We start from the raw sequence: 22,973 nt of genomic DNA, 5'->3' as shown, positions 1-22,973 counted from the left end.
GTGCACGGCTGGAAAGCCGCACTCGGCGCCCTCGCTCTGGCCTACCCCGACCGACTCACCCGCTACCTATGACCGAGCCCCACAACCACTAAACCGGAACTACTTACACAGAAGACTTGACAAGCTCCACCGCGAAGTCCTCGGCGTCCAGGTCGCCACCTCGGAGACGAACGAAGCCTGGAACGTGTTCTTCGCCGACCTGGTCGCCCGCGGCCTCACCGGCGTGATGCTGGTCACCTCGGATGCCCACGCCGGGCTGGTCGAGGCAATCGCGGCGAACCTGCCCGGCGCGGCCTGGCAACGCTGCCGCACCCACTACGCGGCCAACCTGATGAGCGTGTGCCCCAAGAGCTCCTGGGGCGCGGTCAAGGCCCTGCTCCACAGCGTCTACGACCAACCCGACACCGCAGCGGTCCACGCCCAATACGACAAGATGCTCGACACCCTCGACGGGAAACTGCCCGCCGTGGTCGACCACCTCGACGCCGCCCGCGCCGACATCCTCGCATTCACCGCGTTCCCCAAGGAGATCTGGCGACAGATCTGGAGCAACAACCCCAACGAACGCCTCAACAAGGAGATCCGCCGCCGCACCGACGTCGTCGGCATCTTCCCCGACCGCGACAGCATCATCCGCCTCGTCGGCGCCGTGCTGGCCGAGCAGCACGACGAATGGGCCGAAGGCCGCCGCTACCTCGGCCTCGACATCCTCGCCCGCGCCCGCACCACCCACACCACCACGACCGCCAGCAGCCCACTGCCCGAACTGGAGCCCGCAGCATGACCCACACCCACGCCTACGGCCCCGGCCACACCCAGGACGACTACCTCCGGGCCCTCGCCGCCGGCTACGAAACCGGCTGGTGGGACGAACGCGGCATCCCCGCCCCCTGGCCCGACGACTTCCTCGACCCCAACAACAGCTGGCGCCAAAGCACCAACCCCAATACACCCCTCAAACCAGGAGAACAACCCTTCTAAACCCACACCATCTCGAAGAATCACCACTACACCACCACCGGGGACTTGACCCGCCGGCCGCGTCGCACCAGCAATGTCAGCAGCACCATCAGGGTCGGCCACAGATAGTTGACGATGCTGACCTCGATCGCCTGCCTCCCGTCCGCAGCCCACCCGACCGCGAGTCCAACCGTCACTTCGTAAACCACGAAGAGGCCACCGCCGATCAGCAGGTAGGCAATCGGAAACGTCCGGACGTCCGTGGGGCGGCGCACGAGCCACAGGACAATCGCCGCCAGGGTGTAGATCAGCGCGGCGCCCAGAGCCGCACCGAAGCTCTCGGCGACGACCCGGATCAAGCCCACCATCGCGCTCCACAGCACGATCGCCGAGAGTCCGGTCAGCGTCGCTCGCCGCCGCGACGGCAGTTGCGGCATCGGTTCTCCTTCACTGTGTTGGTGGTCGGCGTCGCCCGAGCCCTGATCGGCACGCCGGAGTCCAGTGATCACGAATTCCAAGCACTACAACCGTCGGGAAGACCTCGTCCAGATGCAGCAGAGATCGGCACGCGCTCGGCGTCCAGGCGGCACCGGGAGCTCTGGCGGCCAGAGCGGATGCGTGCGAAGCACGACGGCCTTGTCGCGAAGAGCGGACAGCGCCCTGGTCGTCGGGCGGCGAGTCCGCTCCGCACACGGACGCCAAGATTGACGAAGTGGCCCCTGACTTGCCATTCAGGCTTATCAGAGGCCACTTCAGGCGCGTGGCAGGTGTAGGATTCGAACCTACGTAGGCGATGCCGACGGTTTTACAGACCGCTCCCTTTGGCCGCTCGGGCAACCTGCCGTGCTGGTGGGCGAGGACAAACATAGCAACACTGCTGGCGAGCGGACCAATCGAGACGAAGCAGAGGTGAGGACGGACGATGGCTGGCGAGAGCTCCTTCGACGTGGTGAGCAAGTTCGACCGGCAAGAGCTGGAGAACGCGGTCAACATGACCGCCAAGGAGATCCGGAACCGGTACGACTTCCGAGGCACCGACGCCGCCATCAAGGTGGCCGGCGACGTGATCGACATGGAGGCGTCCGGCGAAGAGCGGGTGAAGGCCGTGCTCGACGTGCTGCAGACCATGCTGGTCCGGCGCAAGATCGACCTGAAGGCGCTGAAGCCGGACGAGCCGCGGATCAGCGGCAAGATCTGGAAGCTGACCGCGACCATGCAGCAGGGGATCTCGGGCGACGACGCCCGGAAGATCGCCAAGCTGATCCGGGATTCCGGGCCCAAGGGCGTCCGGACCCAGATCCAGGGCGACGAACTGCGGGTGTTCAGTAAGAAGCGGGACGACCTGCAGACCTGTCAGCAGCTGATCAAGGGCGCCGACTACGACTTCCCGGTTCAGTTCGCCAACTACCGGTAGCGCGGGCCGAGGCGTCCCGCTGGGCGGGCGATCATCCCTCGCCCCCCTGATCCGCATCGAAATCAGGCGTGCGCGAGCCGGTCGCTGACCAACCGGTTGAGGCTCACTCCCTGCTCGGCGGCTGCAACGGCGAGTTCACGATGCAACGACTCGGGAACCCGGACGTTGAAGTGTCCCGAATAGCGCCGGTCCGCCAGCGGCTCGGGAACCGTCTCTCCTGACGATTCCATGTCGACCACGACGTCTCCCACGAGCTGCACCAGTCCGCGCAACGCGTCGGCCTGATCCTCATCGAGCCACGACAGCGACGGAAACTCGGCTACGGTCGCCACGTACTCGCCATCGGCCTGGGACCAGGTGACGCGGTAGGTGTAATGCTGGACATTCACTGGTCCTCCCTCGTCGATGCTCACCACATCGAGATGTGTACCACTATTGACACCATTGACTGCCACCCTCTCGCTGCGCCTCAGGTTCTGATCCGGTAGCGCAGGAACACGAAACCGGAGTCGAAGCGGCGTTCGTCGAGCAGGTCGAGGTGCAGCGCGACCTCTGGGAGGAGCCGGACGCCGCCGCCGACCACGACGGGGGCCAGGTAGATGCTGAGTTCGTCGACCAGGCCGGCGGGTAGCAGGTGGGCCGCGAGCGTCGGTCCGGCGACGGCCAGGTCGGCGTCCGTGCTCTCTTTCAACTGCCGGATCGCATCGATGTCGAGGCTGCGCTCCAGGCGGGCGCGAGGTTCGTCGACCGATTCCAGCGTGGTGGAGAAGACGATCTTGTCCGACGCTCGCCAGAGCTGGGCGTAGTCCTGGACGACGTCCGGCTCGCCGTCGAGCCAGTCGTCCTCGCCCCAGACCTTCATGGTCTGCCACATCCGGCGGCCGTACAGGTAGGTGCCGATCCCGCGGTCCTGGTCGTTGACGAACCGATGCACCTCGGCGTCCGGCTCGGCCCAGTCGAACCGGCCGTCCGGACCGATCACGTAGCCGTCGAGCGAGTTGATCATTCCGTAGCCGAGGATGCCCATGCCGCAGTATCGCCGCCGTGCGGACGTCCGGGCCAGGTGACACGACGTACGAGGTGTGCGAAACTCGCACACATGGCTGAGCTTGACTCCCAGACCCTCGGCTCACGAATCCGCGAGGCCCGTGAGCGCGTCGGCATGAAGCAGGGCGAACTTGGCAGCGAGGCTGGCCTCGACAGGACAGTGGTCAACAAGATCGAGGCGGGAGTGCGAAAGGTCACCGCCGTCGAACTGTCCGAGATTTCGCGAGCGCTCGGCGTTCGGATGTCGTCCTTCTTCGCGGAACCGATTCCGGCCTTGGTCTCCCATCGTTACAACCAGGATCCTGAAGGATCAGAATCGCAGATCGACCGCCACCTGGAGACCCTGGCAACCGATGTCGAGTTCGTACACTCACTGGTCCCTGACGAACTCAGACTTCCTGACTTGGAGCCAGAACCTCGCCCACGGAGCAACACCGACGCGGATCACCTCGCGGCGCGCATCCGATCCCGCGTCGGCCTGTCAGAAACGGAGCCGGTCCTCGACCTGATCGATCTGGCGGGACAGCTCGGGCTCTTGATCTTCTCAGTGGATCTTGGCGTGGACACTGCGGACGCCGGGACCATCCTCTTGCGTCATGGCGGCGTAAGCCTTGTCAACAGTCACAACAAGGTGGGACGGCGTCGTCTGGCGGCAGCTCACGAGCTTGGCCACTACCTCGTCGCGGACGAGTACACCATTGATTGGAAGGTGACCGACTCCAGCAATGACATTGAGGGACGTCTAGATCGATTCGCCCGCGCACTTCTCCTGCCCAGCACGGCCGTTCGCACACACTGGCGCGAGAAGATCGCATCCCACAGCCTGCGGGAAGCCGCCGTCCTCTTGGGGAGCAGGTTCCGCGTGGACATGGCAACGCTCGCTAGGCGACTTCGGGAGCTAGGGCTGATCGAGCCGAGCGAGGCGGCCACCGTCCGCGGTACGACCACAACTCAGGCCGACATCGTTGAGTTCGGGCTCTATGTGCCGAGGGACCTGGAAGGCACCACCCTGCCAGTTCCCTACCAAAAGGCCATACTTCGAGCATTCCGCGACGAACGGCTGAGCCGCGAACGCACCCTCGACCTCCTCCAAGACACCTTCCAGGACAGCGATCTCCCCGCTTTGCGAGAGCGCCGGGAAGACGAGATCTGGAAATTCGTTTCGTGACAGCGCCTGGCGTGTTGGTATTCGATACCGGTCCGCTGCGGCACTTCGCTGTTCAAGGCTGGCTGGGCGTCCTCAAGTTCATCGCAGCCGGGCGCACGGTGGTCGTGCCGGAGAGCGTCGAGGACGAACTCGACCATCAGACACACGAACAGCCCGCCATTCGCCAAGTGCTGAGCGCAGACTGGATCACCGTGGATCGTCGCAGCGACATCGACTTCCTGATCGCCTTCGCCACATACGAGGACCGATTGGTAGCCGATGGCAAAAACCGCGGGGAATGCGGCGTTCTTGCCCTTGGCAAAGTACTCGGCTGGGAAGTCGTGCTCGATGACAATGTCGCCCGCACTATCGCCGAGGAGGACGGCCTCCACGTCACATGCACGCTGTCGCTGCTTTGCGACGCCATCCGTGCCAAGCAACTCACAGTCGCCATGGTCGAAGCGCTCGCGGATGATCTTCTCGAGGGCGATTACTACCTGCCGTTCAGGGCCGGAGGATTTCGTCGGTGGGCTCTCGAGGAAGGCCACCTCGACTTCGAGTAGCGTCCACTCCCCGGCAGCGCCAGCCGGCGTCGGCACAGGCCAGCGCGACAGCTTCCCCAGTGGACAAGCAACGCGCTCGCCTCTGCCAGTGCGGTCCGCCCCGATACCGTGACCGGGTGAGCACCACCCTGCGGATCGCCAGCGCCAACGTCAACGGAATCCGGGCCTGTGTGCGGCGCGGCTTCGGCGAATGGCTCGCCCGCCGGCAGCCCGACATCGTGGCGGTGCAAGAGGTGCGCTGCCCGCACGACGAACTGCCCACCGACGCCTGGCCGGACCATCGGCTGACCTACCATCCGGGCCTGCTGGCCGGACGCAACGGGGTCGGGGTGCTGTCCCGCTGGGCGCCGTCCGCGGTCCGGATGGGCTTCGGCAACCGCACCTTCGACCACGAGGGCCGCTATATCGAGGTCGATCTGGAACCGCCCGCCGGGCCGCCGCTCCGGATCGGATCGCTGTACGTGCCGAAGGGCGCCTCCTGGGAGGGTCCGGACGCCGACCCAGAGAAGCACCAGCGGAAGATGCGCTTCCTGGCCTCGCTGGGCAGCTACCTCACCCGTGTCCGGCGGCAGGCCATACGCGAGGGCCGCGAGTTCCTGGTGATGGGCGACTTCAACATCGCCCACACCCAGCTCGACCTGACCAACTGGCGGGCCAACCAGCGCAACTCCGGCTTTCTGCCCGACGAACGAGCCTGGTTCGACGCGACCCTGACACCCCAGACGCTGGTCGACGTCGTCCGGCGGCTGCACCCCGACAGCCAGGGACCGAACTCGTGGTGGACCTGGCGCGGTCAGGCGTTCGCCAAGGACACCGGCTGGCGGATCGACTACCACCTGGCCACGCCCGCCCTGGCCGCCGCCGCGATCGAGGGCGGCACCGACCGGGAGCCCAGCTACGAGCAGCGAATGAGCGATCACTCCCCCGTCGTGGTCGACTACCGGGTCTGAGCCGGCCGCGAAACGACCAGCAAAGGCGCCGACCCGTGCCTCACCCGGCAGCCGGCGTGGGGTCTACCGAGGTCTTGTCCGAAATCGACACCAGAGTGGTGTGGCCGCGGAAGGGTGCTGAGCGGTGGAAGGTGCGGGCAGAGGCCAACTCTGGTGTCGAATTCAGACTGAACCTCCGAGCCCCCTTCCCAGCGAGGTGTGTTCTGCCGACGGCCCACCCGATCCGGATCGCAGGCATCCTCACAAGACCCGCGCCACGAAAGCACTAGGCCGATACGCGGGCTAGTCGAGGGCAGCAAAGAGCGCCTGCACGTCGGCCGGATCGACGCCTTCGAGCCGGCCGGGGTGCCAGGAGGGCGTGCGGTCCTTGTCGACGACTTGGGCCCGGACGCCTTCGGAGAAGTCCGGACGTTGCACCATCGGCACCGCCAGGGCGTGGTCCTGACCGAGCACAGCGGCCACGTCCGGCAGGTTCGCGGCGCGACGGATCGCGGCCAGGCTGACCGCGACCGCGAAGGGACAGCGCTGGCGCAGCAGCGCGCCGGTATCGCGCGCCGCGGCGACGGCATGGTCCTCGAGTCGCCGGACGATCGCGACCGGGTCGTCGCCGGCATAGCATTCGTCGATCCAGTGCCGTTGCGCCGGCAGAGTGGCGTCCGGGACGTCCCCCTCCGCACGGTCGGCCAGGCCGACCAGGACCGCGTCCGCGGCCCCGACACGGCTGCCGGTGAGAGCCAGATGCGTGCCGAGTTCGCCGGGCGCCCGCGACAGTTCGTAGAGCACCCCGACATCCGGGAACAGACCGATGATCGTCTCGGGCATGGCCAGCCGGCTGTCGGCCCGCACCACCCGCTCGGAGCAGTGCGCTGCCAGGCCCATGCCGCCGCCCATGGTGATGCCGAACAGGTCGGCCCGCACCGGTTTGGGGTAGTTCGCGATCAGCGCGTCCACGCCGTACTCGATGGTGAAGAAGGCCTCGGCGGCTGCTTCGCCGCGCTCGGCCAGGTCGGTGCGCAGGGCGCGGACGTCGGCGCCGGAGCAGAGGCCGCGCTCTCCCGCGCCGGTCAGCCGGACCCGCTCGACCGTGTCGTCGTCCAGCCAGTCGACCAGCCGGTCGCCGGTCTCGGCCAGCATGCCGAGGGTCAGCGCGTTGATCTGCCGTGGCCGGTTCAGGGTGATCCGGCCCACCCCGTCCGTCACCTCCAAAAGGACGTCGTCGCTCATCCGCGGGCTCCCCTCGTCCGGTGTTCGTCGACATGGCGGACCAGCAGGGTGGTGATCAGCGCCAGCCCTGCCAGGCCCAGCGCGATACCGGTGTCGTTGCGCCAGGCCAGGTTACCGGCACCGTAGCCGAGCAGGACGCTGGTCACCACCACGGCGACGGTCTGCACCCGTTCGGTCGGCTTGGTCAGCGGCAGCAGCAGTCCGCCCCAGAGCAGGTACCAGGAATGCAGCGCCGGCCCGAGCAGCGCCACGACGAGGTACCCCCAGGACAGGAAGGTGACCGGACGCCGGCGCGCCACCGTCACCGCCAGGTACGCGACGATCACCGCGGACGCCGCCACGCCGGCCACCAGCAGGCCGCCGGCGATCTGGCTGCCCAGCGCCGGGCGTCCGGCCGCGACGCAGAGCAATCGAACGCCTTCGCCGAGCAGCGACAGCGGCGCCAGGGTGACCACCCGGCCGGGGACGTCGATGGCGTTCATCCAGCCGAAGTCCAGTCCGGTGGCCACCGAGATCACCACGAAGGTGCCGACCGCAATCACCGACGACAGGGCCGCGCGGGCGACCTTGTTCAGCACATGCTGGGTGTTCCACTGCCAGGGCAACCCGATCAGCGCCACCGGGAAGGCGGCCAGCAGGGCGGGCTGTTTCACCGCGGCCGCGACCCCGACGATGATCGCGCCGAGCCAGAACTGCCCCGGCCGGCGATGGGTCAGATAAAGGGCAGTGATGATCAGGCCGATCATCAGCGCGTCGTTGTGCATGCCGCCGACCAGGTCGATGATCAGCAGCGGATTGATCGTGGAAAACCAGGCGGCGAGTTGCACGTCCGTCCCCAACCGGGACGCCAGCCGCGGCAGGAAATAGACGATGAGTGCGACCCCGATCAACGCCGGAATGCGCATCAGCAGCGTCGAGAAGTACGGATTGAGCCCGCCGGCGATCACCATCAGGTGCGAGATCTGCAGACTGAGCGGACCGTACGGTGCGGGGGTATAGCGCCACACCCAGGCGACCTGATCGGCGAAAGCGCCGGGCAGCACACTGATCGGCGTGTCATAGGGGTTGAGCCCGTTGTGCAGCAGCCAACCCTGAGCCGCGTAAGAGTAGGCGTCATGGCTGAAGATCGGCGGCGCGAGCAGCAGCGGCAGGCTCCAGATCAGGCCGACCGCCCAGTGTTTGAAGTCGAGATACAGGCCCGGACGCAGCCGGAACCAGGCATCCACCAGCAGCACCACCGCGGTCACCACCAGCGCGGTGCCGATCACCTTCGCGGGCCAGGTGTCCCAGCCGAGGGAGCGGATCGGCTCCCACCATGGGCTGTTCTGCGGCAGGTAGGCCGGTGTCAGCGAGCCGACGAACAGCAGCAGGGTGGCGAGCAGTCCGCGCTTGACCGCCGGCACCCGCCAGGCCGTGGCCAAGTCGGCGCCATAGCCGGCGAGGACCTTCCGGGTGGGCCAGCGCAGCCGCGGCACGGCCGCTACCTGATCCGCCTCACCCACTCCAACAACCCCTCGTCCCGCGATGTCCTGCAGGTCAGCCTAGTGGTCGGCCTGGCGACCACGAGCCGCGCCCTCCGCCAGACACGCCCGCACAGTTGGGCGACACGTCCAGAATCCCTCCCAACCAATTGGGTACTGCTCAGGTCGGTTGAGCTGGATCGCCCGACTTGCGATGTCCGTATAGCCAGCCACCCCTTCCCCATGGTCGCGTGGTTCTGCTAGAAATGGCACGGCGTGTCGTAGGGCCGGGCAGTTTCGTCACTCCTGGCGCTTTCTGCCAAGGAGTTCACCCCCGTGTTGCGTCTACCCTTTTCTGCCTCCGGCGTTGCCATGCCGAGATGGGCCACTTGCCTGGTGTCTGGCGTGTTGTCGATCGCGTTGTGTTTCAGCACGGAGATTCCGACCGCATCCGCGGAGGAGCCCGATCCGAAGCCTTCACCGGGGGAGGCCGTGAAAGCGGCAGACTCCGATGGCGACGGGATTTCCGACCGTCCTGACTTGGTGTCCGCCGGAGTAACAGCGCGGGTGCTAAATGTGGCAGTGGAGGATCTGTCGCAGCGAAACGAGTCGGTCCGTGTGCTGGTGAACCCAGATGGCACGTTGGAGCAGGAGTCGTTCGCGGCGCCGATGTGGGTGAAGAACGCTGACGGCAAGTGGGTCGATGTTGACTACACCCTCAAAGCCGACGAGAAGGGTCGGCTGCGACCGGCGTCATCACCATCGTCGGTGCTGATCGGTGCGGGTGGCGCCAAAGAATTCGCGAGGCTCAAGCTGCCGGATGGCGGGTGGACGATCTGGTCGTGGACAAAGGCGCTGCCTACGCCCAAGGTCGAAGGCGCGTCGGCAACCTACGCGGTGGGCGACGGTGTCGATCTGGTGGTGACAGCGACTGCACTCGGTGTGTCGACGCGGATTCGGATCAACACTGCCGAGGCCGTCGCACCGTCGTTTACGGTGCACGTGCGCAACAAGGGGGTACGGCTACGGAAGACCAGAGAGGGACAGTTGTTCTTCGAGGATGGCAAGGGCCGTACGGGCCAATCGTCTTCGTTGACGGCGTGGGACGGACGGCGGGACGTGTTCGGTGACCCGACCAACGTAGTGGCGCTGGATCCGAAGCTCGACGAGGTGGCGACCGAACAGGACCAGGCCGATCATGATGTCACGCTGACGACACCGTCGGCTCTTGTGTCCGACCCCGCAGTTGTGTTTCCGATCGTGCTGGACCCCGATGTGACGCCGCTATCGGCGATGCAGGACACTGGGTGCGTTCCGGAATGACGACGATCGACACGCTGTCGTATCGGCTGATCGTGGGACGGACGGCGGACAGCTCCAACACCCACTATGCATACAGCTACGTACAGTGGCCGAACGGCGAGATCGCCGGCCGAAAGATTCTGAAGGCGACCGTCAACCTGTATCAGTACGCGGCTGGCTCATGTGCCACGTCGAAGAAGATGAACATTCATCCACTGGTGGACGCATGGGACGAGTCGGCCACCACCTGGTCGAACAAGCCATCGCATGACACCGACACTGGAACGTCAAGTTCCTTGACAAAGAACGTGGGCGGCGACGGCTGTCCCGACACGAACGCATTCGTGTCGGCCGACCTGACCGCGATGGTGCAGGCCTGGGCAAACGGTCCGAGCAACGGTGGCTTCACCAACCATGGGTTGTTGCTGAATGTGCCGAAGGACGATGAGGATGACCCGTCGTTCGAGCGCCGGTTCTGTTCGATCAACTACGACCCTACCCACACCTCATGCAACCGGGCATCACGGGTGCCGTATCTCACGTTCACCTACAACTCCGCACCGGCAGCAGCCGCAATACCCCTCTGTCTCGGCCTCACGCACGTTCAGCGGTACTCTCTGGACTTCGACGGCGACCCCGACGTTCTCGACATCGGCCACAGATCCGGAAGCCTCGAAGGTGACGACCTGGCCGGCGATCTCGGCCATGCGGGTAGTGATCGCTGCCTCGTCACGGCGTTTGTCGACCGGGTCGGGCAGTTTGAAGCTCATCCCGCAGAACCGGAGCAACAGCTGGTAGGACGAGTCGGACTCGTAGACGACATCGAACCGGGTCTTCACCACATCGGCCAGGGCCGGCACATCCCAGAACGCCGCTGACACACCGGCCTCGGAAGGAGCTGCTGCCAGAACCTCCCTCAACGACATCTTCTGTTCCCGGGTCAGTTTCGCTGCGTTCTGGTTCCCGGCATGACCGGTCACCACCGAGCACAATCGCGTTTCCTGCCAGTCGGCGATCCAACCCTGCACCGTCTTCAGCGTCCGGTCGACAAGTTTCGCCACGATCACAGGATCGACACCTTCGGAGATGTACAGGATTGCTTCGGCCTTCATACGTATCAACGTCAGAGTGTCAGACCGCTTCTTCCACCGCATCAACACCGCCAACTCGTCACCAGAAACATCAACCCTCATAAAATCAATCATAATTCGAGAGGCTCACTCGAAGTGCTCGACACGCCGCCCCCGCACAAGATCGCGCCTACCGGCCAGCCATGGAAAGAATCCGGTTTTGTTTAATGCTGGCCATGGCCCACAACTAGACCCCGACCAAAGGGGCCGCACTCAATGCCGGCCCCCACGACCGGAACAATATCAGGAAGATTATCTTCTTTCGTTATACCTTCGAAAGGTATGAAACTGCATGACCAGATCACACCGTTCTGTTTTCGAGAGCCTTCGGAAGGCCACACAGGAACAATATCCAGTAGAAATCGACCGGGGCGAAGAGCACTGGGCAAATTGGGTGAACGGATACGTCGTTTGCGTCCGTGAACATTGGGTCCTGCTCCAGAGTCTCGCGGAGAACGTCTATGTCGATGGGTACACGGTATTGAGGGTCGCCGATATCACCGGAATTCGTGTGGATCGAGAGGGAGGGTACATTGAGCGCGCGGTCGCAGGCCTTGGCGGGCGTCCAGAAGTTGACTTCCACCTACCCGATCAGGCGGAGACGAAAGACGTACTACGCGCGGCGGCTGACCATTCCAGTCTCATAAGTGTGTACTTCGAGGCGGAGGAAGATTCTCCACGACTGGTCGGCCACCTCGGCCGTCTTGGCGCCAAGAAGTGCGAGATGCAGTTGATCAACCCGCGAGGCGTGTGGACGGCCGGGACCTCCCGATGACGCTATAGGGATGTCACCAGCGTGTCGTTCGGAGGTCGCTATGAACGTGCGCTTGCGCGGTTCGGTGATGGGCGGCCCGATCCGATGAGTCGGATCTAGCGAACTCGAGTTGCGGCGACATCGTTCCCTTCTCGCGACTGCACGCCAGCCGTCCCGGCGAGTGCTGGCCCATCCGCGGAACCCTGCGAGCCAAGGGGCGCACCTGATACGTACTACCATTGACCTGGTTCGGGGGTCTCGATGCAAGCTGGCGGCGTCCGACTGTGTAACTTCACGGCATGCTTCGCACTCTCCCGCTCGTGATCCGGCGTCACGTCGACCTGCAGCGTGTGATGAGCAGCGCCATGTGTTGCGCTTGAGTCCGTCTCGCCTCCGTCCGATCCAGCCGACCCAGTCGGCCCCGGCTCTTCCACCATCAGGAGTTCTCATGACCGCAACCGCACCCGCCCGCGTCCGGCCCCCTCGCGAGGGGCGCAGCAACGGCCAGTGGCTGGTCGACGGCACCACGCCGCTGAACGCCAATGAAGTGTTCAAGGCTGAGGACAACCCGCTCAACGTCCGAGCCCGGATCGAACAGATCTACGCCAAGGAGGGATTCGACTCGATCCCCACCGACGACCTGCACGGCCGGTTCCGCTGGATGGGCCTCTACACGCAGCGGCGCCAGGACATTCCCGGCAGCCGCACCGGCTCGCTGGGGCCGGAGGAGCTCTCGGACAAGTACTTCATGCTGCGGGTCCGGATCGACGGCGGCGCGGTGAGCACCGAGCAGCTCCGGGTGGTCGCCGAGATCAGTACCGAATTCGCCCGCGACACCGCCGACATCTCCGATCGGCAGAACATTCAGCTGCATTGGATCCGGATCGAGGACATGCCCGAGATCTGGCGCCGCCTCGAGTCGGTAGGCCTGATCACCACCGAGGCCTGCGGCGACTGCACCCGCGTCGTCCTGGGTTCACCGGTGGCCGGCATCGCGGCCGACGAGATCATCGACCCGACCCCGGTGATCCGGCAGATCGTCGACGAGTACATCGGCGACCCCGAACTGTCGAACCTCCCGCGCAAGTTCAAGACCGCCATCACCGGACATCCCAGCCTGGACGTGGTGCACGAGATCAACGACATCTCGCTGGTCGGCGTGGAGCACCCCGAACTCGGTCCCGGCTACGACCTGTGGGTCGGTGGCGGCCTCAGTGTCGCCCCGCGGCTGGCCGAGCGGCTCGGCACCTTCGTCAGCCAGGAGCGCGCCCCGGAAGTGTGGCTCGGCGTGGTGAAGATCTTCCGCGACTACGGCTATCGCCGGCTGCGCAATAAGGCGCGGCTGAAGTTCCTGCTCGCCGAGTGGGGCCCGGAGAAGTTCCGTCAGGTGCTGCAGGACGAATACCTCGGCTACCCGCTTCCGGACGGGCCTGCGCCCGCGCCCGCGCCGTACACCGGTGACCATGTCGGCGTTCACGCCCAGAAGGACGGCCGTTTCTATGTCGGCTTCGCCCCCACCGTCGGCCGAGTCTCCGGGACCATCTTGAGTCAGGTTGCCGCCGCCGCCGAACGCATCGGTTCGCAGCGCGTCCGATTCACCCCGCACCAGAAGCTGCTGGTGCTCGACGTGCCCGCCGACGAGGTCACCGGCCTGGTCGACGAGTTGAAGGGTCTGGGCCTGCACGCCGACCCCAGCCCGTTCCGGCGGCACACCATGGCCTGCACCGGCATCCAGTTCTGCAAGCTCGCCTTCGTCGACACCAAGGACACCGCCACCGCCACCATCGCCGAACTGGAGAACCGGCTGAGCGACGTCAAGCTCGAACTGCCGATCACCCTCAACCTGAACGGCTGCCCGAACTCGTGCGCCCGCATCCAGACCGCCGACATCGGTTTGAAGGGCCAGATCCTCACAGGCGCGAACGGCGAGCCCGAGTTCGGCTTCCAGGTGCACCTGGGTGGCGGTCTGGCGTCCGCAGATCGTGAGGACGCCGGGCTGGGCCGCACCGTCCGCGGCCTCAAGGTGAGCGCCGAGGAGTTGCCCGCCTACGTCGAGCGCGTGGTGCGCCGGTTCGCCGACGATCACGAGACCGGCGAGACGTTCTCCGCGTGGGCCAAACGCAGCGACGAGGAGGCCCTGCGGTGACCGCCGAGGTGGCGGTCACCCGGCGCAGCGTCGCCGAACTGCGTGCCCTGGTGGCGGACGCCCAGGCCCGCTCGGCCGACTGGACCGCCGACGACGTCGTCGCCTGGACGGCGGAACATTTCGCCGGACGCGTCGCGGTAGCCTGCTCGATGGCCGGCGACACCGTCGTCCCGCACCTGGTCGCCCAGCACCTGCCCGGCGTGGACGTGTTGTTTCTGGAGACCGGCTACCACTTCGCCGAGACCGTCGCCACCAGGGACGCCCTGGCCGCCGCGGCCCCGCTGCGGATCGTGGACGTGCTCCCCCGGCTGACCGTGGTCGAGCAGGACGCCGAATACGGCGCCCGGCTGCACGACCGCGACCCCGGCCTGTGCTGCCAGATGCGCAAGGTGGAGCCGATCAACGCCGCCCTGGGCGGCTACGAGGCATGGGTCACCGGCGTCCGCCGCGAGGACAACGTGCTGCGGGCCAACACCCAATTCGTCGAATGGGACGAGGGCCACCAGATGGTGAAGATCAACCCGATCGCCGCCTGGAGCTTCGACGAGCTGCTCGGCTACGCCAGCACCCACCAGGTGCCGGTGAATCCGCTGCTCACCCAGGGCTACCCGTCGATCGGCTGCGCGCCGTGCACCCGTCCGGTGGCCCCCGGCGAAGACCCGCGCGCCGGCCGTTGGGCCGGATTGAACAAGACCGAATGCGGGCTGCACGTGCAGCCGGCCGAGACCGCCGAGATCGTGGAGGCCCCCTTCGTGACTGCATTGCAGAGCCTGAACCTGATGTCCCTGTCGGCTGAGCCTGGCGAGACCTCGCTGGTTGAGCCTGTCGAAACCGCCTCGTCGCGGGTTGAGCTTGTCGAAACCACGTCTGAGGTCTCGACAAGCTCGACCAACGGCGGCGGGGTCGCGACACACTCGACCGACGAGGGCGGGGTCTCGACCAACTCCAACTCGACCAACAGGGGTGCGCGGCGGTTGAGCCAGTTGCGCGAGCTGGAGTCCGAGGCGATCCACATCATTCGCGAGACGGTCAGCGAGTTGGAGCGTCCGGTGCTGTTGTTCTCCGGCGGCAAGGACTCGGTGGTGATGCTGCATCTGGCCGCGAAGGCGTTCTGGCCGGCACCGCTGCCGTTCCCGCTGCTGCACGTCGACACCGGGCACAACTTCGCCGAGGTGCTCGAGTTCCGCGACTCGGTCGCCGAATCGCTGGGCGCCCGGCTGATCGTGGTCAAGGTGCAGGACTACATCGACGACGGACGCCTCATCGAGCGCTCCGACGGCACCCGCAACCCGTTGCAGACCCAGCCGCTGTTGGACGCCATCGCCGAGGGTCGTTTCGACGCCGTCTTCGGTGGCGGACGCCGCGACGAGGAGAAGGCGCGCGCCAAGGAGCGGGTGGTCAGCCTGCGCGACGAGTTCGGGCAGTGGGATCCGCGCAACCAGCGGCCCGAGCTGTGGAACCTGTACAACCCGCGGCACCGTCCCGGCGAGCACGTCCGGGTGTTCCCGCTGAGCAACTGGACCGAGCTGGACGTCTGGCGCTACATCGAGGCCGAGAACATCGAGCTGCCGGCGCTCTACTACGCGCATGAGCGCGAGGTGTTCAGCCGCGACGGCATGTGGCTGGCCGTCGGCGAGTTCTCTCAGCCGAAGCCGTCCGAGCAGGTGGTGACCAAGACCGTCCGCTACCGGACGGTGGGCGACATGTCCTGTACCGGCGCCGTCGAATCGGACGCCGCCGACGTGGCCGCGGTGCTGGCCGAGGTGGCCGCCACCCGGATCACCGAACGCGGCGCCACCCGCGCCGACGACCGGCTCACCGAGGCCGCCATGGAGGACCGCAAGAAGGAAGGCTACTTCTGATGAGCAGCGCAGCTGTGGCAAGCACACAGGTCTCGACAAGCTCGACCAACGAGAGCGGGGTCTCGACAAGCTCGACCAACGGGACGCTGCTGCGGATGGCGACCGCCGGCAGCGTCGATGATGGCAAGTCGACCCTGGTCGGACGGCTGTTGCACGACTCCAAGTCGGTGCTGTCCGATCAGCTGGCCGCCGTCGAGCGGGTCAGCAAAGAGAAGGGCCTGGGCATCGTCGACCTGGCGCTGCTCACCGACGGCCTGCGCGCCGAGCGTGAGCAGGGCATCACCATCGACGTCGCCTACCGCTACTTCGCGACCGCCAAGCGCACCTTCGTGCTGGCCGACTGCCCCGGGCACGTCCAGTACACCCGCAACACGGTGACCGGTTCGTCCACCGCCGACGTGCTGGTGCTGCTGGTCGACGTCCGCAAGGGCGTGCTGGAGCAGACCCGTCGGCATCTCGCCGTCGCCGCCCTGCTGCGGGTGCCGCACCTGGTGTTCGCGGTGAACAAGATCGACCTGGTCGACTTCGACGCCGACCGGTTCGCGACCGTCGCCGCCGAGATCGCCGAGGTGGCCGCCGGGCTGGGCATCGAGGACGTCCGGTGCGTGCCGGTGTCGGCGCTGCTCGGCGACAACATCGTGGAACGCTCCGAGCAGACCCCCTGGTACGACGGCCCCAGCCTGCTGGAACTGCTCGAAGAGCTGCCCTCCGGCACCGCGGTCGAGGCCGAGCCGTTCCGGTTCCCGGTGCAGTTGACCATCCGGCCGCAGGCCGCCGCGCGTGACCCCAAGCACGTCGAATACCGCGGCTACGCCGGACAGATCGCGTCCGGTGTGGTTCGGGTCGGCGATCAGGTGAGCGTGCTGCCGCTGGGCCGGACGACCACCGTGGTCGGCATCGACGCGGCCGGCGAAGAGCTCGACGAGGCGTTCGCGCCGATGTCGGTGACGCTGCGGCTGGCGGACGAGGTGGACATCACCCGCGGCGAACTGATCGCCTCGGCAGCCGACGCCCCGACCCCGACACAGGACGTCGACGGGCTGGTCTGCTGGCTGTCCGATCGCGCCCTCCGGCCTGGCTCGAAGGTGCTGCTCAAGCACACCACCCGCACCGTGCAGGGCATCGTGAAGGAGATCAAGGGCCGGCTCGACCTGGACACCCTGGCTCCGGTCGAGGCCGAGGCGCTGACCCTCAACGACATCGGACGGGTGAGCATCCGGCTGGCCGCCCCGATCGTCGCCGAGGACTACTCCGATTCACGCCGCACCGGTGCGTTCCTGCTGGTGGACCCGCAGATGGGCAGCACCCTGGCGGCCGGCATGATCCGCTCCGGGCTGAGCACGGAAGACTTCGACGCGGCCACCCTGAACTGGTCGATCTGATGACCGTCACCCGTCTGTTCGATCCGCCGCTGGTGCTGGCCGTGCACGGCACCAGGTCGGCGCTCGGCACCCGCACCTCGATGGAACTGGCCGAGGCGGTCGCCCACGCCAGCGGCGCCGACGTCCGGCTCGGCTGGGTGGACATCCATACCCCCACCCTGACCGACACGCTGCGCGAGCTGGGCGAGGCGATCGTGGTGCCGGCGTTCCTGACCAGCGGCTACCACGTCACCTCCGACATTCCGGCGGCCATCGCCGCTGCCGGCGGCCACGCCACCGCCACCCCGCTGATCGGCTCCGACGTGCTGCCCGCCGTCCTGGAACGACTGGACGCCGTCGGCGACTTCGACGCGGTGGTGCTGGCCGGAGCCGGCTCACTGCGTCCGCGGGCCGTCGCCGAGGTGCAGGCCGTCGCACGACAACTGTCCAGGGCCGTGGACCGTCCGGCCCTGGCGGGCTTCGTCACGGCGTCCTCGCCGACCGTGCCCGAGGCGGTGGCCACGCTCCGGGCGTCCGGCCACCGCCGGGTCGCGATCGCGTCCTACCTGCTGGCGCCGGGCCGGTTCAGTGAGCAGCTCGCCGAGGCTGGCGCGGACGCCGTGAGCCAGCCGATCGGCGTCCATCCGCTGCTGGTGGACGCCATCGCCGACCGTTGGCGCGCCGCCCTGGGCAAACCTCTGACCGCATCCCACCCGAAAGCTGTGAATGACTGACCTGCTCGACAAGCCAGTAAGCTGGCGCGGATTGTCACAACAAAAGGAGGGCGCAACCCGCATGAGCGAGGTTCGCAGCGTCGATCGGGTCGTCATCCGTTTCGCCGGCGACTCCGGGGACGGCATGCAGCTGACCGGCGACCGGTTCACCTCCGACACCGCACGACTCGGCAACGACTTCTCCACCCTGCCGAACTTCCCGGCCGAGATCCGGGCGCCGGCCGGCACCGTCGCGGGAGTCTCCAGTTTCCAGCTGCACTTCGCCGACTTCGACATTCGCACCCCCGGCGACCGTCCGGACGTGCTGGTCACGATGAACCCGGCGGCGCTCAAAGCCAACCTGAACGACCTGCCCCGCGGCGCCGTGATCCTGGCCGACACCGCCGACTTCACCACCCGCAACCTGGCCAAGGTCGGCTACACCGACAACCCGCTGACCGACGGCACCCTGGACGGCTACGACGTGCACGCCCTCGACCTGACCGGCATGGCGATGGCCGCGGTCGCCGGTTTCGGGCTCGGCCGCAAGGACGCTGCGCGCACCAAGAACATGTTCGCGCTGGGGCTGCTGACCTGGCTGTACAGCCGTCCCGAGCAGGGCACCCTCGACTTCCTGGCCCGCAAATTCGCCAGCAAGCCCGAGATCCGCGACGCCAACACCGCCGCCTTCAAGGCCGGCTACGCCTACGGCGAGACCACCGAGGTGTTCACCGTCCGCTACCAGGTGGCGGCCGCGCCGACGCCGGCCGGCACCTACCGGCAGATCACCGGCAACACCGCGCTCGCCTACGGGCTGATGGCCGGTGCCGCGAAGGCCGGGTTGCAGCTGTTCCTGGGCGCCTACCCGATCACCCCGGCGTCCGATGTGCTGCACATTCTTTCCCGCGCGAAGGATCACGGCGTGATCACCTTCCAGGCCGAGGACGAGATCGCCGCCGTCGGTGCCGCCCTGGGGGCGTCCTATGCCGGCGCGCTCGGCGTGACCAGCACCTCCGGACCGGGCATGGCTCTGAAGATGGAGACCATCTCGCTGGCCGCGATGCTGGAATTGCCGCTGGTGATCTGCGACGTCCAGCGGGCCGGACCCGCGACCGGCATGCCGACCAAGACCGAGCAGGCCGACCTGTTCCAGGCGATCTTCGGACGCCACGGCGAGGCCCCGCTGCCGGTGATCGCCGCGGCATCCCCCGGCGACTGCTTCGACGCGGCGCTGGAGGCGACCCGGATCGCGCTCACCTACCGGACGCCGGTGATCCTGCTCTCGGACGGCTACCTGGGCAACGGCGCCGAGCCGTGGGCGGTGCCGAATCTGGCCGAACTGCCCGCGATCGACCCCGGTTTCGTCACCGAGCCGCCCGCCGACGGGCCGTTCCTGCCGTATGCGCGGGACGAGAAACTGGCCCGTCCGCTGGCCGTGCCCGGCACGCCCGGCCTGGAGCACCGGATCGGCGGCATCGAGAAGGCCGCCAACACCGGCAACGTCTCCTACGACCCCGACAACCACGAGTACATGGTGCGGCTGCGCCAGGCGAAGGTGGACGGCATCGCCGCCGACCTGGCGCCGCTGGAGGTCGAGGATCCGAACGGGGACGCCCGCGTTCTGGTGGTCGGCTGGGGGTCCAGCTACGGCCCGATCTCGGCCGCCACCCGCCGCGTCCGGCTCAGTGGACGCAGCGTCGCCACCGTGCATCTGCGGCATCTGAACCCGTTGCCGTCCGATCTGGGCGACATTCTGCGCCGTTATGACCGGGTCATCGTACCCGAGATGAACCTGGGTCAGCTGGCATTCATTCTGCGGGCGAAATACCTGGTCGACTGCGAAAGCTATTCGCGGGTCCGCGGCCTGCCGATCTCGCTGTCGGAGTTGGCCGAAGACCTGATTGCCATCATTGATGGGAAGGATGGACGATGACCGCCACCGTCTCTGGACTGGCCGGCGTCCCCTTGGCGCTGACCCCGCTGAACCGCAAGGATTTCACCTCCGATCAGGAGGTGCGCTGGTGCCCCGGCTGCGGCGACTATGCCGTGCTGGCCGCATTCCAAGGGCTGATGCCGCAACTCGGCATTCGGCGCGAGAACACCGTGATCGTCTCCGGAATCGGCTGCTCGTCGCGGTTCCCGTATTACGTGGATTCGTACGGCATGCATTCGATCCACGGCCGGGCGCCGGCGATCGCCACCGGTGTGGCCGTGTCGCGTCCCGATCTGGCGGTGTGGGTGGTGACCGGTGACGGCGACGCGCTGAGCATCGGCGGCAACCACCTGATCCATGCCCTGCGGCGCAATGTGAACATCACCATCATGCTGTTCAACAACCGCATCTACGGGCTGACCAAGGGCCAGTATTCGCCCACGTCAGAGTTGGGCAAAGTGACCAAGTCGACCCCGGTCGGCTCGGTGGACTACCCGTTCAACCCGATCTCGCTGGCCCTTGGCGCCGAGGCCGGGTTCGTGGCCCGCACCATCGATTCCGACCGGGCCCACCTCACCGAGGTGCTCACCGCCGCGATCGGCTACCGCGGCGCGTCCCTGGTGGAGATCTACCAGAACTGCCCGATCTTCAACGACGACGCGTTCCTGGAACTGAAGGGACCGAAGGCGCCGGGCGTAATCCGGTTGGTGCACGGCCAGCCCGTCACTTTCGGGCCGGACGGCGCCCAGTCGGTGATCCGGCGTCCGGACGGCTCGGTGGCGGTGGTCAACACCGCGGACGCCGACCCGTCCCAGGTGGTCGTCCACGATGCGCACGCGACTGACCCGACTTCGGCCTTCGCGCTGTCCCGGCTGACCGACACCGGTGTGCTGCAGCAGTCCCCGATCGGCATCTTCCGGCAGGTGGAGCGTCCCTCGTTCGACGACGGCGTCCGCGATCAAGTGCGGATGCCCGAGGCGTCCGAACGACTGACGGCACTGCAAGGCCTGCTGAACGGTTCGGATACTTGGACGGTCAACTGACCTGCCGTTGATCGGGCTTGTCGTTGGTTGAGCTTGTCGAACCCAACGCTGGTCAGGGCCGTCACGCGTCCCTCCGCTCGATCGCGGCGACCAGAGCACGGTCGAGATCCTGACGCGTCCATGCCTGCCCACCCGCCACGAACCGATCGGCTCCCCTCCGCAACGCCTGCACAGGCTCAGCGCTGCTTGGTGCGAGAGGCTCCAACGCCGGATAGAGCAGCGCGTCGATACCCCGTTCATCGCTGACGATCGCGACCGTGCGGGCGTACCCGAACAGGTAGGGGTCGATCGTCGTCCAGTCGATCAGCCAGCCGGCATGCAGCGCCAACTGGTTGAAGAAGGTGAACTGGGTCCGGGTGTTGACGTCACGGAATGGGTGGATGACCGTCAACTCACCCCACGTCCAGGCCAGCGCGCGCGAGAAGGCGTCCCGGTCACGGCCGCGCAGATGATCGGACGCCGCGAGGGTCGCGAAGACCCGGTCAGCCTCGGCGCGGATGAACTCGGGTCGGCAATGTGCGATGCCGGTGCCGCCCGGTCCGGTATCGGTGGTCCGCAACTGGCCACCCCAGCTGTAGAAGCCTTCGACCAGCGCCGTATGGATCGCCTGAAGGTGAGGCAGATCGAAGTCACCTGTGATCGGGTGCTCGATGAGATCGATCAGATGCGCTTGAACCACGCGCCGCTCCGCGGCCTTCCACAACTCCGGATCGGCGTAGCCGTAAAGGTTCACCAGCACGTGGCTGCCGGGGTAGCAGTACTGATCAGACACAGGCTTCTGTCGCTATCGCTTGAACCCGTACCGGGCTTCCAACTCGGCCAGACCCTCGGCGATGACCTCCTCTGCCGTGGCTTCTCCGGCCAGAATGCGACGGGCTGCTTCCATGTCGTCAGCGGTGGGTTCCTCACCCGCCATCCGCTGGGCAGCAGCGACTGCCGCTAGATGCCGCTCGATCTGCTCAGTCGAGCGATGCTTCGTGATGGCCATGGTGTCCTCCTGCTCATCCGGGCCGGATTGCGCCATGCTACGACGCCCCTCCGACGGATATTGAGTTATCCACAGGCTTCTGGCGAAGTCATCATCGATCCTCTTTTTCTGGCTGTGGACGACACTGGACGACCGGAGCCAGTCGGCCTCACTGGACCGACGGCGTCCGGATCGTCGACCATTGGTGAGGGAGGGAACCATGACAGCACCAGCGCACGATCCGATCACTCCCGGCGAGATTCTCGCCGACGAGTTCCTCCGTCCCCTGGGGATCAGCCAGTACCGGCTCGCCCAGGCGACCGGCCTGAGCCAGACCCACATCGGACAGATAGTCCGGGGCAAGCGGCGGATCACGCCCGATGCCGGACTGAGGATAGCCCGCGCACTCGGCGTCAGCGACCGGTACTGGATCGACCTCCAGACGAACTACGACACCTTGGTCGCCACGATCGCGCATGCCGAGGAGTTGGCGGCGGTAGAACCCTTCATCAAACCCGAGGTACATCCCGCGACCGACACCTACGGGCTCGCACCAGACGCGCAACGCATCGCGACCTTCTCCCCCGGCCAAACCCAGCACGACCTCGAGGTCCCAGCTACCGAGAGCCGCTAGCCAAACTAGTCCAGCGCTTCCTGTCCGGCCACGGTTCGCTCTCCTCACAGGCGCAGTCCCGAATGAGTAACGGTCACGCTCACGGAAGTTCTGAGCAAACAGCACATCTCCACATTCACCCAATCTGTTGTGCTTACATGGCGCGTCATGCTAGCTTTCCAGCGTGAATGACACAAGTAAGCCCGATTCTCAACGCACCGCGAAGCCTCGCCCCGCACCACCACGTTCCAGCCTCGTGTCCATGGCCACCGTAACCTCCTCGTAGGCGGCCAGTTGATCTCCTTTCTGGTGGTCACGTGATGTCCCGTTCCGTGGCCAGCTGATCTCCCTGCCGTGTCCTGGGTCGACGGCGTGTCGGCCCTC

22 protein-coding genes, 1 tRNA gene and 3 pseudogenes are annotated in these 22,973 nt (G+C 66.6%); 16 read left to right on the top strand and 10 right to left on the bottom strand.

Features of this window, described 5'->3' with window-relative positions; all coding sequences use genetic code 11:
* Nucleotides 1-127: 127 nt before the first annotated feature.
* Together QM619_RS16650 and QM619_RS16645 are read left to right on the top strand one after the other, a co-directional pair.
* Nucleotides 128-784, top strand: a pseudogene (locus QM619_RS16650) (IS256 family transposase); the annotation flags it as partial.
* Complete coding sequence (locus tag QM619_RS16645; protein ID WP_415111370.1) at nt 781-981, top strand: hypothetical protein; 201 nt, start codon at nt 781-783, stop codon at nt 979-981. The pseudogene QM619_RS16650 and the gene QM619_RS16645, both read left to right, overlap by 4 nt.
* A gap of 26 nt (nt 982-1,007) precedes the next feature.
* Here QM619_RS16645 and QM619_RS16640 read toward each other — a convergent pair whose 3' ends face one another.
* Complete coding sequence (locus QM619_RS16640; protein ID WP_415111367.1) at nt 1,008-1,397, bottom strand: hypothetical protein; 390 nt, start codon at nt 1,395-1,397, stop codon at nt 1,008-1,010.
* Nucleotides 1,398-1,721: 324 nt separating this feature from the next.
* Nucleotides 1,722-1,803, bottom strand: a tRNA-Tyr gene (locus tag QM619_RS16635).
* 79 nt (nt 1,804-1,882) lie between these two features.
* Between QM619_RS16635 and QM619_RS16630 the strand changes: the two genes are divergently transcribed.
* A complete protein-coding gene (locus QM619_RS16630) occupies nt 1,883-2,374 on the top strand; it encodes a YajQ family cyclic di-GMP-binding protein (protein ID WP_415111364.1) in 492 nt (163 codons plus the stop codon).
* A gap of 62 nt (nt 2,375-2,436) precedes the next feature.
* On the opposite strand, the gene QM619_RS16625 is transcribed toward QM619_RS16630, so the two are convergent.
* Together QM619_RS16625 and QM619_RS16620 are read right to left on the bottom strand one after the other, a co-directional pair.
* Nucleotides 2,437-2,787, bottom strand: a complete 351-nt coding sequence (locus QM619_RS16625; protein ID WP_415111361.1) for a type II toxin-antitoxin system HicB family antitoxin — start codon at nt 2,785-2,787, stop codon at nt 2,437-2,439.
* Between the two features lie 56 nt (nt 2,788-2,843).
* Entirely contained in the window at nt 2,844-3,401 is a 558-nt protein-coding gene (locus QM619_RS16620; protein WP_415111358.1) for a dihydrofolate reductase family protein, read from the bottom strand.
* Nucleotides 3,402-3,473: 72 nt separating this feature from the next.
* On the opposite strand from QM619_RS16620, the gene QM619_RS16615 reads away from it, so the two are divergent.
* The 3 genes from QM619_RS16615 (at nt 3,474) to QM619_RS16605 (ending at nt 6,081) form a co-directional block, all read left to right on the top strand.
* Nucleotides 3,474-4,589, top strand: a complete 1,116-nt coding sequence (locus QM619_RS16615) for a helix-turn-helix domain-containing protein (RefSeq protein WP_415111355.1) — start codon at nt 3,474-3,476, stop codon at nt 4,587-4,589.
* 11 nt (nt 4,590-4,600) lie between these two features.
* Nucleotides 4,601-5,131 carry a nucleotide-binding protein gene (locus QM619_RS16610; protein WP_415111352.1) on the top strand — a complete coding sequence of 177 codons (531 nt, stop codon included), beginning with the start codon at nt 4,601-4,603 and terminating at the stop codon, nt 5,129-5,131.
* 128 nt (nt 5,132-5,259) lie between these two features.
* Nucleotides 5,260-6,081: an exodeoxyribonuclease III gene (locus tag QM619_RS16605; RefSeq protein WP_415111381.1), complete on the top strand. Its 822-nt coding sequence runs from the start codon at nt 5,260-5,262 to the stop codon at nt 6,079-6,081.
* A gap of 282 nt (nt 6,082-6,363) precedes the next feature.
* Here QM619_RS16605 and QM619_RS16600 read toward each other — a convergent pair whose 3' ends face one another.
* Complete coding sequence (locus QM619_RS16600) at nt 6,364-7,305, bottom strand: enoyl-CoA hydratase/isomerase family protein (protein WP_415111349.1); 942 nt, start codon at nt 7,303-7,305, stop codon at nt 6,364-6,366.
* Nucleotides 7,302-8,807 carry a polyprenol phosphomannose-dependent alpha 1,6 mannosyltransferase MptB gene (mptB, locus tag QM619_RS16595; protein WP_415111346.1) on the bottom strand — a complete coding sequence of 502 codons (1,506 nt, stop codon included), beginning with the start codon at nt 8,805-8,807 and terminating at the stop codon, nt 7,302-7,304. The genes QM619_RS16600 and mptB overlap by 4 nt, the downstream gene beginning before the upstream one ends.
* 354 nt (nt 8,808-9,161) lie before the next feature.
* On the opposite strand from mptB, the gene QM619_RS16590 reads away from it, so the two are divergent.
* Nucleotides 9,162-10,088: a hypothetical protein gene (locus QM619_RS16590; protein ID WP_415111343.1), complete on the top strand. Its 927-nt coding sequence runs from the start codon at nt 9,162-9,164 to the stop codon at nt 10,086-10,088.
* Nucleotides 10,085-10,465, top strand: a pseudogene (locus QM619_RS16585) (DNRLRE domain-containing protein); the annotation flags it as partial. The gene QM619_RS16590 and the pseudogene QM619_RS16585, both read left to right, overlap by 4 nt.
* 123 nt (nt 10,466-10,588) lie before the next feature.
* Here QM619_RS16585 and QM619_RS16580 read toward each other — a convergent pair.
* The gene (locus QM619_RS16580; RefSeq protein WP_415111379.1) at nt 10,589-11,179 is read right to left on the bottom strand and encodes a winged helix-turn-helix domain-containing protein; all 591 of its coding nucleotides are present in this window, start codon (nt 11,177-11,179) and stop codon (nt 10,589-10,591) included.
* 319 nt (nt 11,180-11,498) lie between these two features.
* The gene (locus QM619_RS16575; protein WP_415111340.1) at nt 11,499-11,780 is read right to left on the bottom strand and encodes a hypothetical protein; all 282 of its coding nucleotides are present in this window, start codon (nt 11,778-11,780) and stop codon (nt 11,499-11,501) included.
* Between the two features lie 619 nt (nt 11,781-12,399).
* Between QM619_RS16575 and QM619_RS16570 the strand changes: the two genes are divergently transcribed.
* The 7 genes and pseudogenes from QM619_RS16570 to QM619_RS16540 all read left to right on the top strand — a co-directional run bounded on the left by QM619_RS16570 (nt 12,400) and on the right by QM619_RS16540 (nt 21,009).
* On the top strand, nt 12,400-14,097 hold the full coding sequence (locus tag QM619_RS16570) for a nitrite/sulfite reductase (protein WP_415111337.1): 1,698 nt from the start codon (nt 12,400-12,402) through the stop codon (nt 14,095-14,097).
* Between the two features lie 8 nt (nt 14,098-14,105).
* A pseudogene (locus QM619_RS16565) lies at nt 14,106-14,807 on the top strand (phosphoadenylyl-sulfate reductase); the annotation flags it as partial.
* Nucleotides 14,808-15,071: 264 nt separating this feature from the next.
* Complete coding sequence (cysD, locus tag QM619_RS16560; RefSeq protein WP_415111376.1) at nt 15,072-15,959, top strand: sulfate adenylyltransferase subunit CysD; 888 nt, start codon at nt 15,072-15,074, stop codon at nt 15,957-15,959.
* A gap of 95 nt (nt 15,960-16,054) precedes the next feature.
* On the top strand, nt 16,055-17,341 hold the full coding sequence (locus tag QM619_RS16555) for a sulfate adenylyltransferase subunit 1 (RefSeq protein WP_415111373.1): 1,287 nt from the start codon (nt 16,055-16,057) through the stop codon (nt 17,339-17,341).
* A complete protein-coding gene (locus QM619_RS16550; protein WP_415111334.1) occupies nt 17,341-18,054 on the top strand; it encodes a sirohydrochlorin chelatase in 714 nt (237 codons plus the stop codon). Before QM619_RS16555 ends, QM619_RS16550 begins: the two co-directional genes overlap by 1 nt.
* A gap of 61 nt (nt 18,055-18,115) precedes the next feature.
* Nucleotides 18,116-19,966: a 2-oxoacid:acceptor oxidoreductase subunit alpha gene (locus tag QM619_RS16545; protein ID WP_415111332.1), complete on the top strand. Its 1,851-nt coding sequence runs from the start codon at nt 18,116-18,118 to the stop codon at nt 19,964-19,966.
* Complete coding sequence (locus QM619_RS16540) at nt 19,963-21,009, top strand: 2-oxoacid:ferredoxin oxidoreductase subunit beta (protein ID WP_415111329.1); 1,047 nt, start codon at nt 19,963-19,965, stop codon at nt 21,007-21,009. Before QM619_RS16545 ends, QM619_RS16540 begins: the two co-directional genes overlap by 4 nt.
* A 61-nt stretch (nt 21,010-21,070) precedes the next feature.
* Here QM619_RS16540 and QM619_RS16535 read toward each other — a convergent pair whose 3' ends face one another.
* Both QM619_RS16535 and QM619_RS16530 read right to left on the bottom strand, forming a co-directional pair.
* Nucleotides 21,071-21,781: a Fic/DOC family protein gene (locus QM619_RS16535; RefSeq protein WP_415111326.1), complete on the bottom strand. Its 711-nt coding sequence runs from the start codon at nt 21,779-21,781 to the stop codon at nt 21,071-21,073.
* Nucleotides 21,782-21,793: 12 nt separating this feature from the next.
* A complete protein-coding gene (locus tag QM619_RS16530) occupies nt 21,794-21,997 on the bottom strand; it encodes a hypothetical protein (protein WP_415111323.1) in 204 nt (67 codons plus the stop codon).
* Nucleotides 21,998-22,196: 199 nt separating this feature from the next.
* On the opposite strand from QM619_RS16530, the gene QM619_RS16525 reads away from it, so the two are divergent.
* Nucleotides 22,197-22,610, top strand: a complete 414-nt coding sequence (locus QM619_RS16525) for a HigA family addiction module antitoxin (protein WP_415111320.1) — start codon at nt 22,197-22,199, stop codon at nt 22,608-22,610.
* The last annotated feature ends 363 nt before the right edge of the window (nt 22,611-22,973 follow it).

Source organism: Micropruina sp., from assembly GCF_047606665.1.
GTDB lineage: Bacteria > Actinomycetota > Actinomycetes > Propionibacteriales > Propionibacteriaceae > Micropruina.
The sequence above is the reverse complement of the archived record's forward strand: the minus strand, read 5'-3'. Positions and strand labels throughout refer to the sequence as shown.

Excerpts from the sequence above, each read along its gene's own strand:
- QM619_RS16645 (WP_415111370.1), top strand. The coding sequence starts at position 781 with ATGACCCACACCCACGCCTACGGCCCCGGCCACACCCAGGACGACTAC.
- QM619_RS16640 (WP_415111367.1), bottom strand. The coding sequence starts at position 1,397 with ATGCCGCAACTGCCGTCGCGGCGGCGAGCGACGCTGACCGGACTCTCG.
- QM619_RS16630 (WP_415111364.1), top strand. The coding sequence starts at position 1,883 with ATGGCTGGCGAGAGCTCCTTCGACGTGGTGAGCAAGTTCGACCGGCAA.
- QM619_RS16620 (WP_415111358.1), bottom strand. The coding sequence starts at position 3,401 with ATGGGCATCCTCGGCTACGGAATGATCAACTCGCTCGACGGCTACGTG.
- QM619_RS16615 (WP_415111355.1), top strand. The coding sequence starts at position 3,474 with ATGGCTGAGCTTGACTCCCAGACCCTCGGCTCACGAATCCGCGAGGCC.
- QM619_RS16600 (WP_415111349.1), bottom strand. The coding sequence starts at position 7,305 with ATGAGCGACGACGTCCTTTTGGAGGTGACGGACGGGGTGGGCCGGATC.
- QM619_RS16580 (WP_415111379.1), bottom strand. The coding sequence starts at position 11,179 with ATGAAGGCCGAAGCAATCCTGTACATCTCCGAAGGTGTCGATCCTGTG.
- QM619_RS16570 (WP_415111337.1), top strand. The coding sequence starts at position 12,400 with ATGACCGCAACCGCACCCGCCCGCGTCCGGCCCCCTCGCGAGGGGCGC.
- QM619_RS16555 (WP_415111373.1), top strand. The coding sequence starts at position 16,055 with ATGGCGACCGCCGGCAGCGTCGATGATGGCAAGTCGACCCTGGTCGGA.
- QM619_RS16550 (WP_415111334.1), top strand. The coding sequence starts at position 17,341 with ATGACCGTCACCCGTCTGTTCGATCCGCCGCTGGTGCTGGCCGTGCAC.
- QM619_RS16545 (WP_415111332.1), top strand. The coding sequence starts at position 18,116 with ATGAGCGAGGTTCGCAGCGTCGATCGGGTCGTCATCCGTTTCGCCGGC.
- QM619_RS16540 (WP_415111329.1), top strand. The coding sequence starts at position 19,963 with ATGACCGCCACCGTCTCTGGACTGGCCGGCGTCCCCTTGGCGCTGACC.
- QM619_RS16530 (WP_415111323.1), bottom strand. The coding sequence starts at position 21,997 with ATGGCCATCACGAAGCATCGCTCGACTGAGCAGATCGAGCGGCATCTA.
- QM619_RS16525 (WP_415111320.1), top strand. The coding sequence starts at position 22,197 with ATGACAGCACCAGCGCACGATCCGATCACTCCCGGCGAGATTCTCGCC.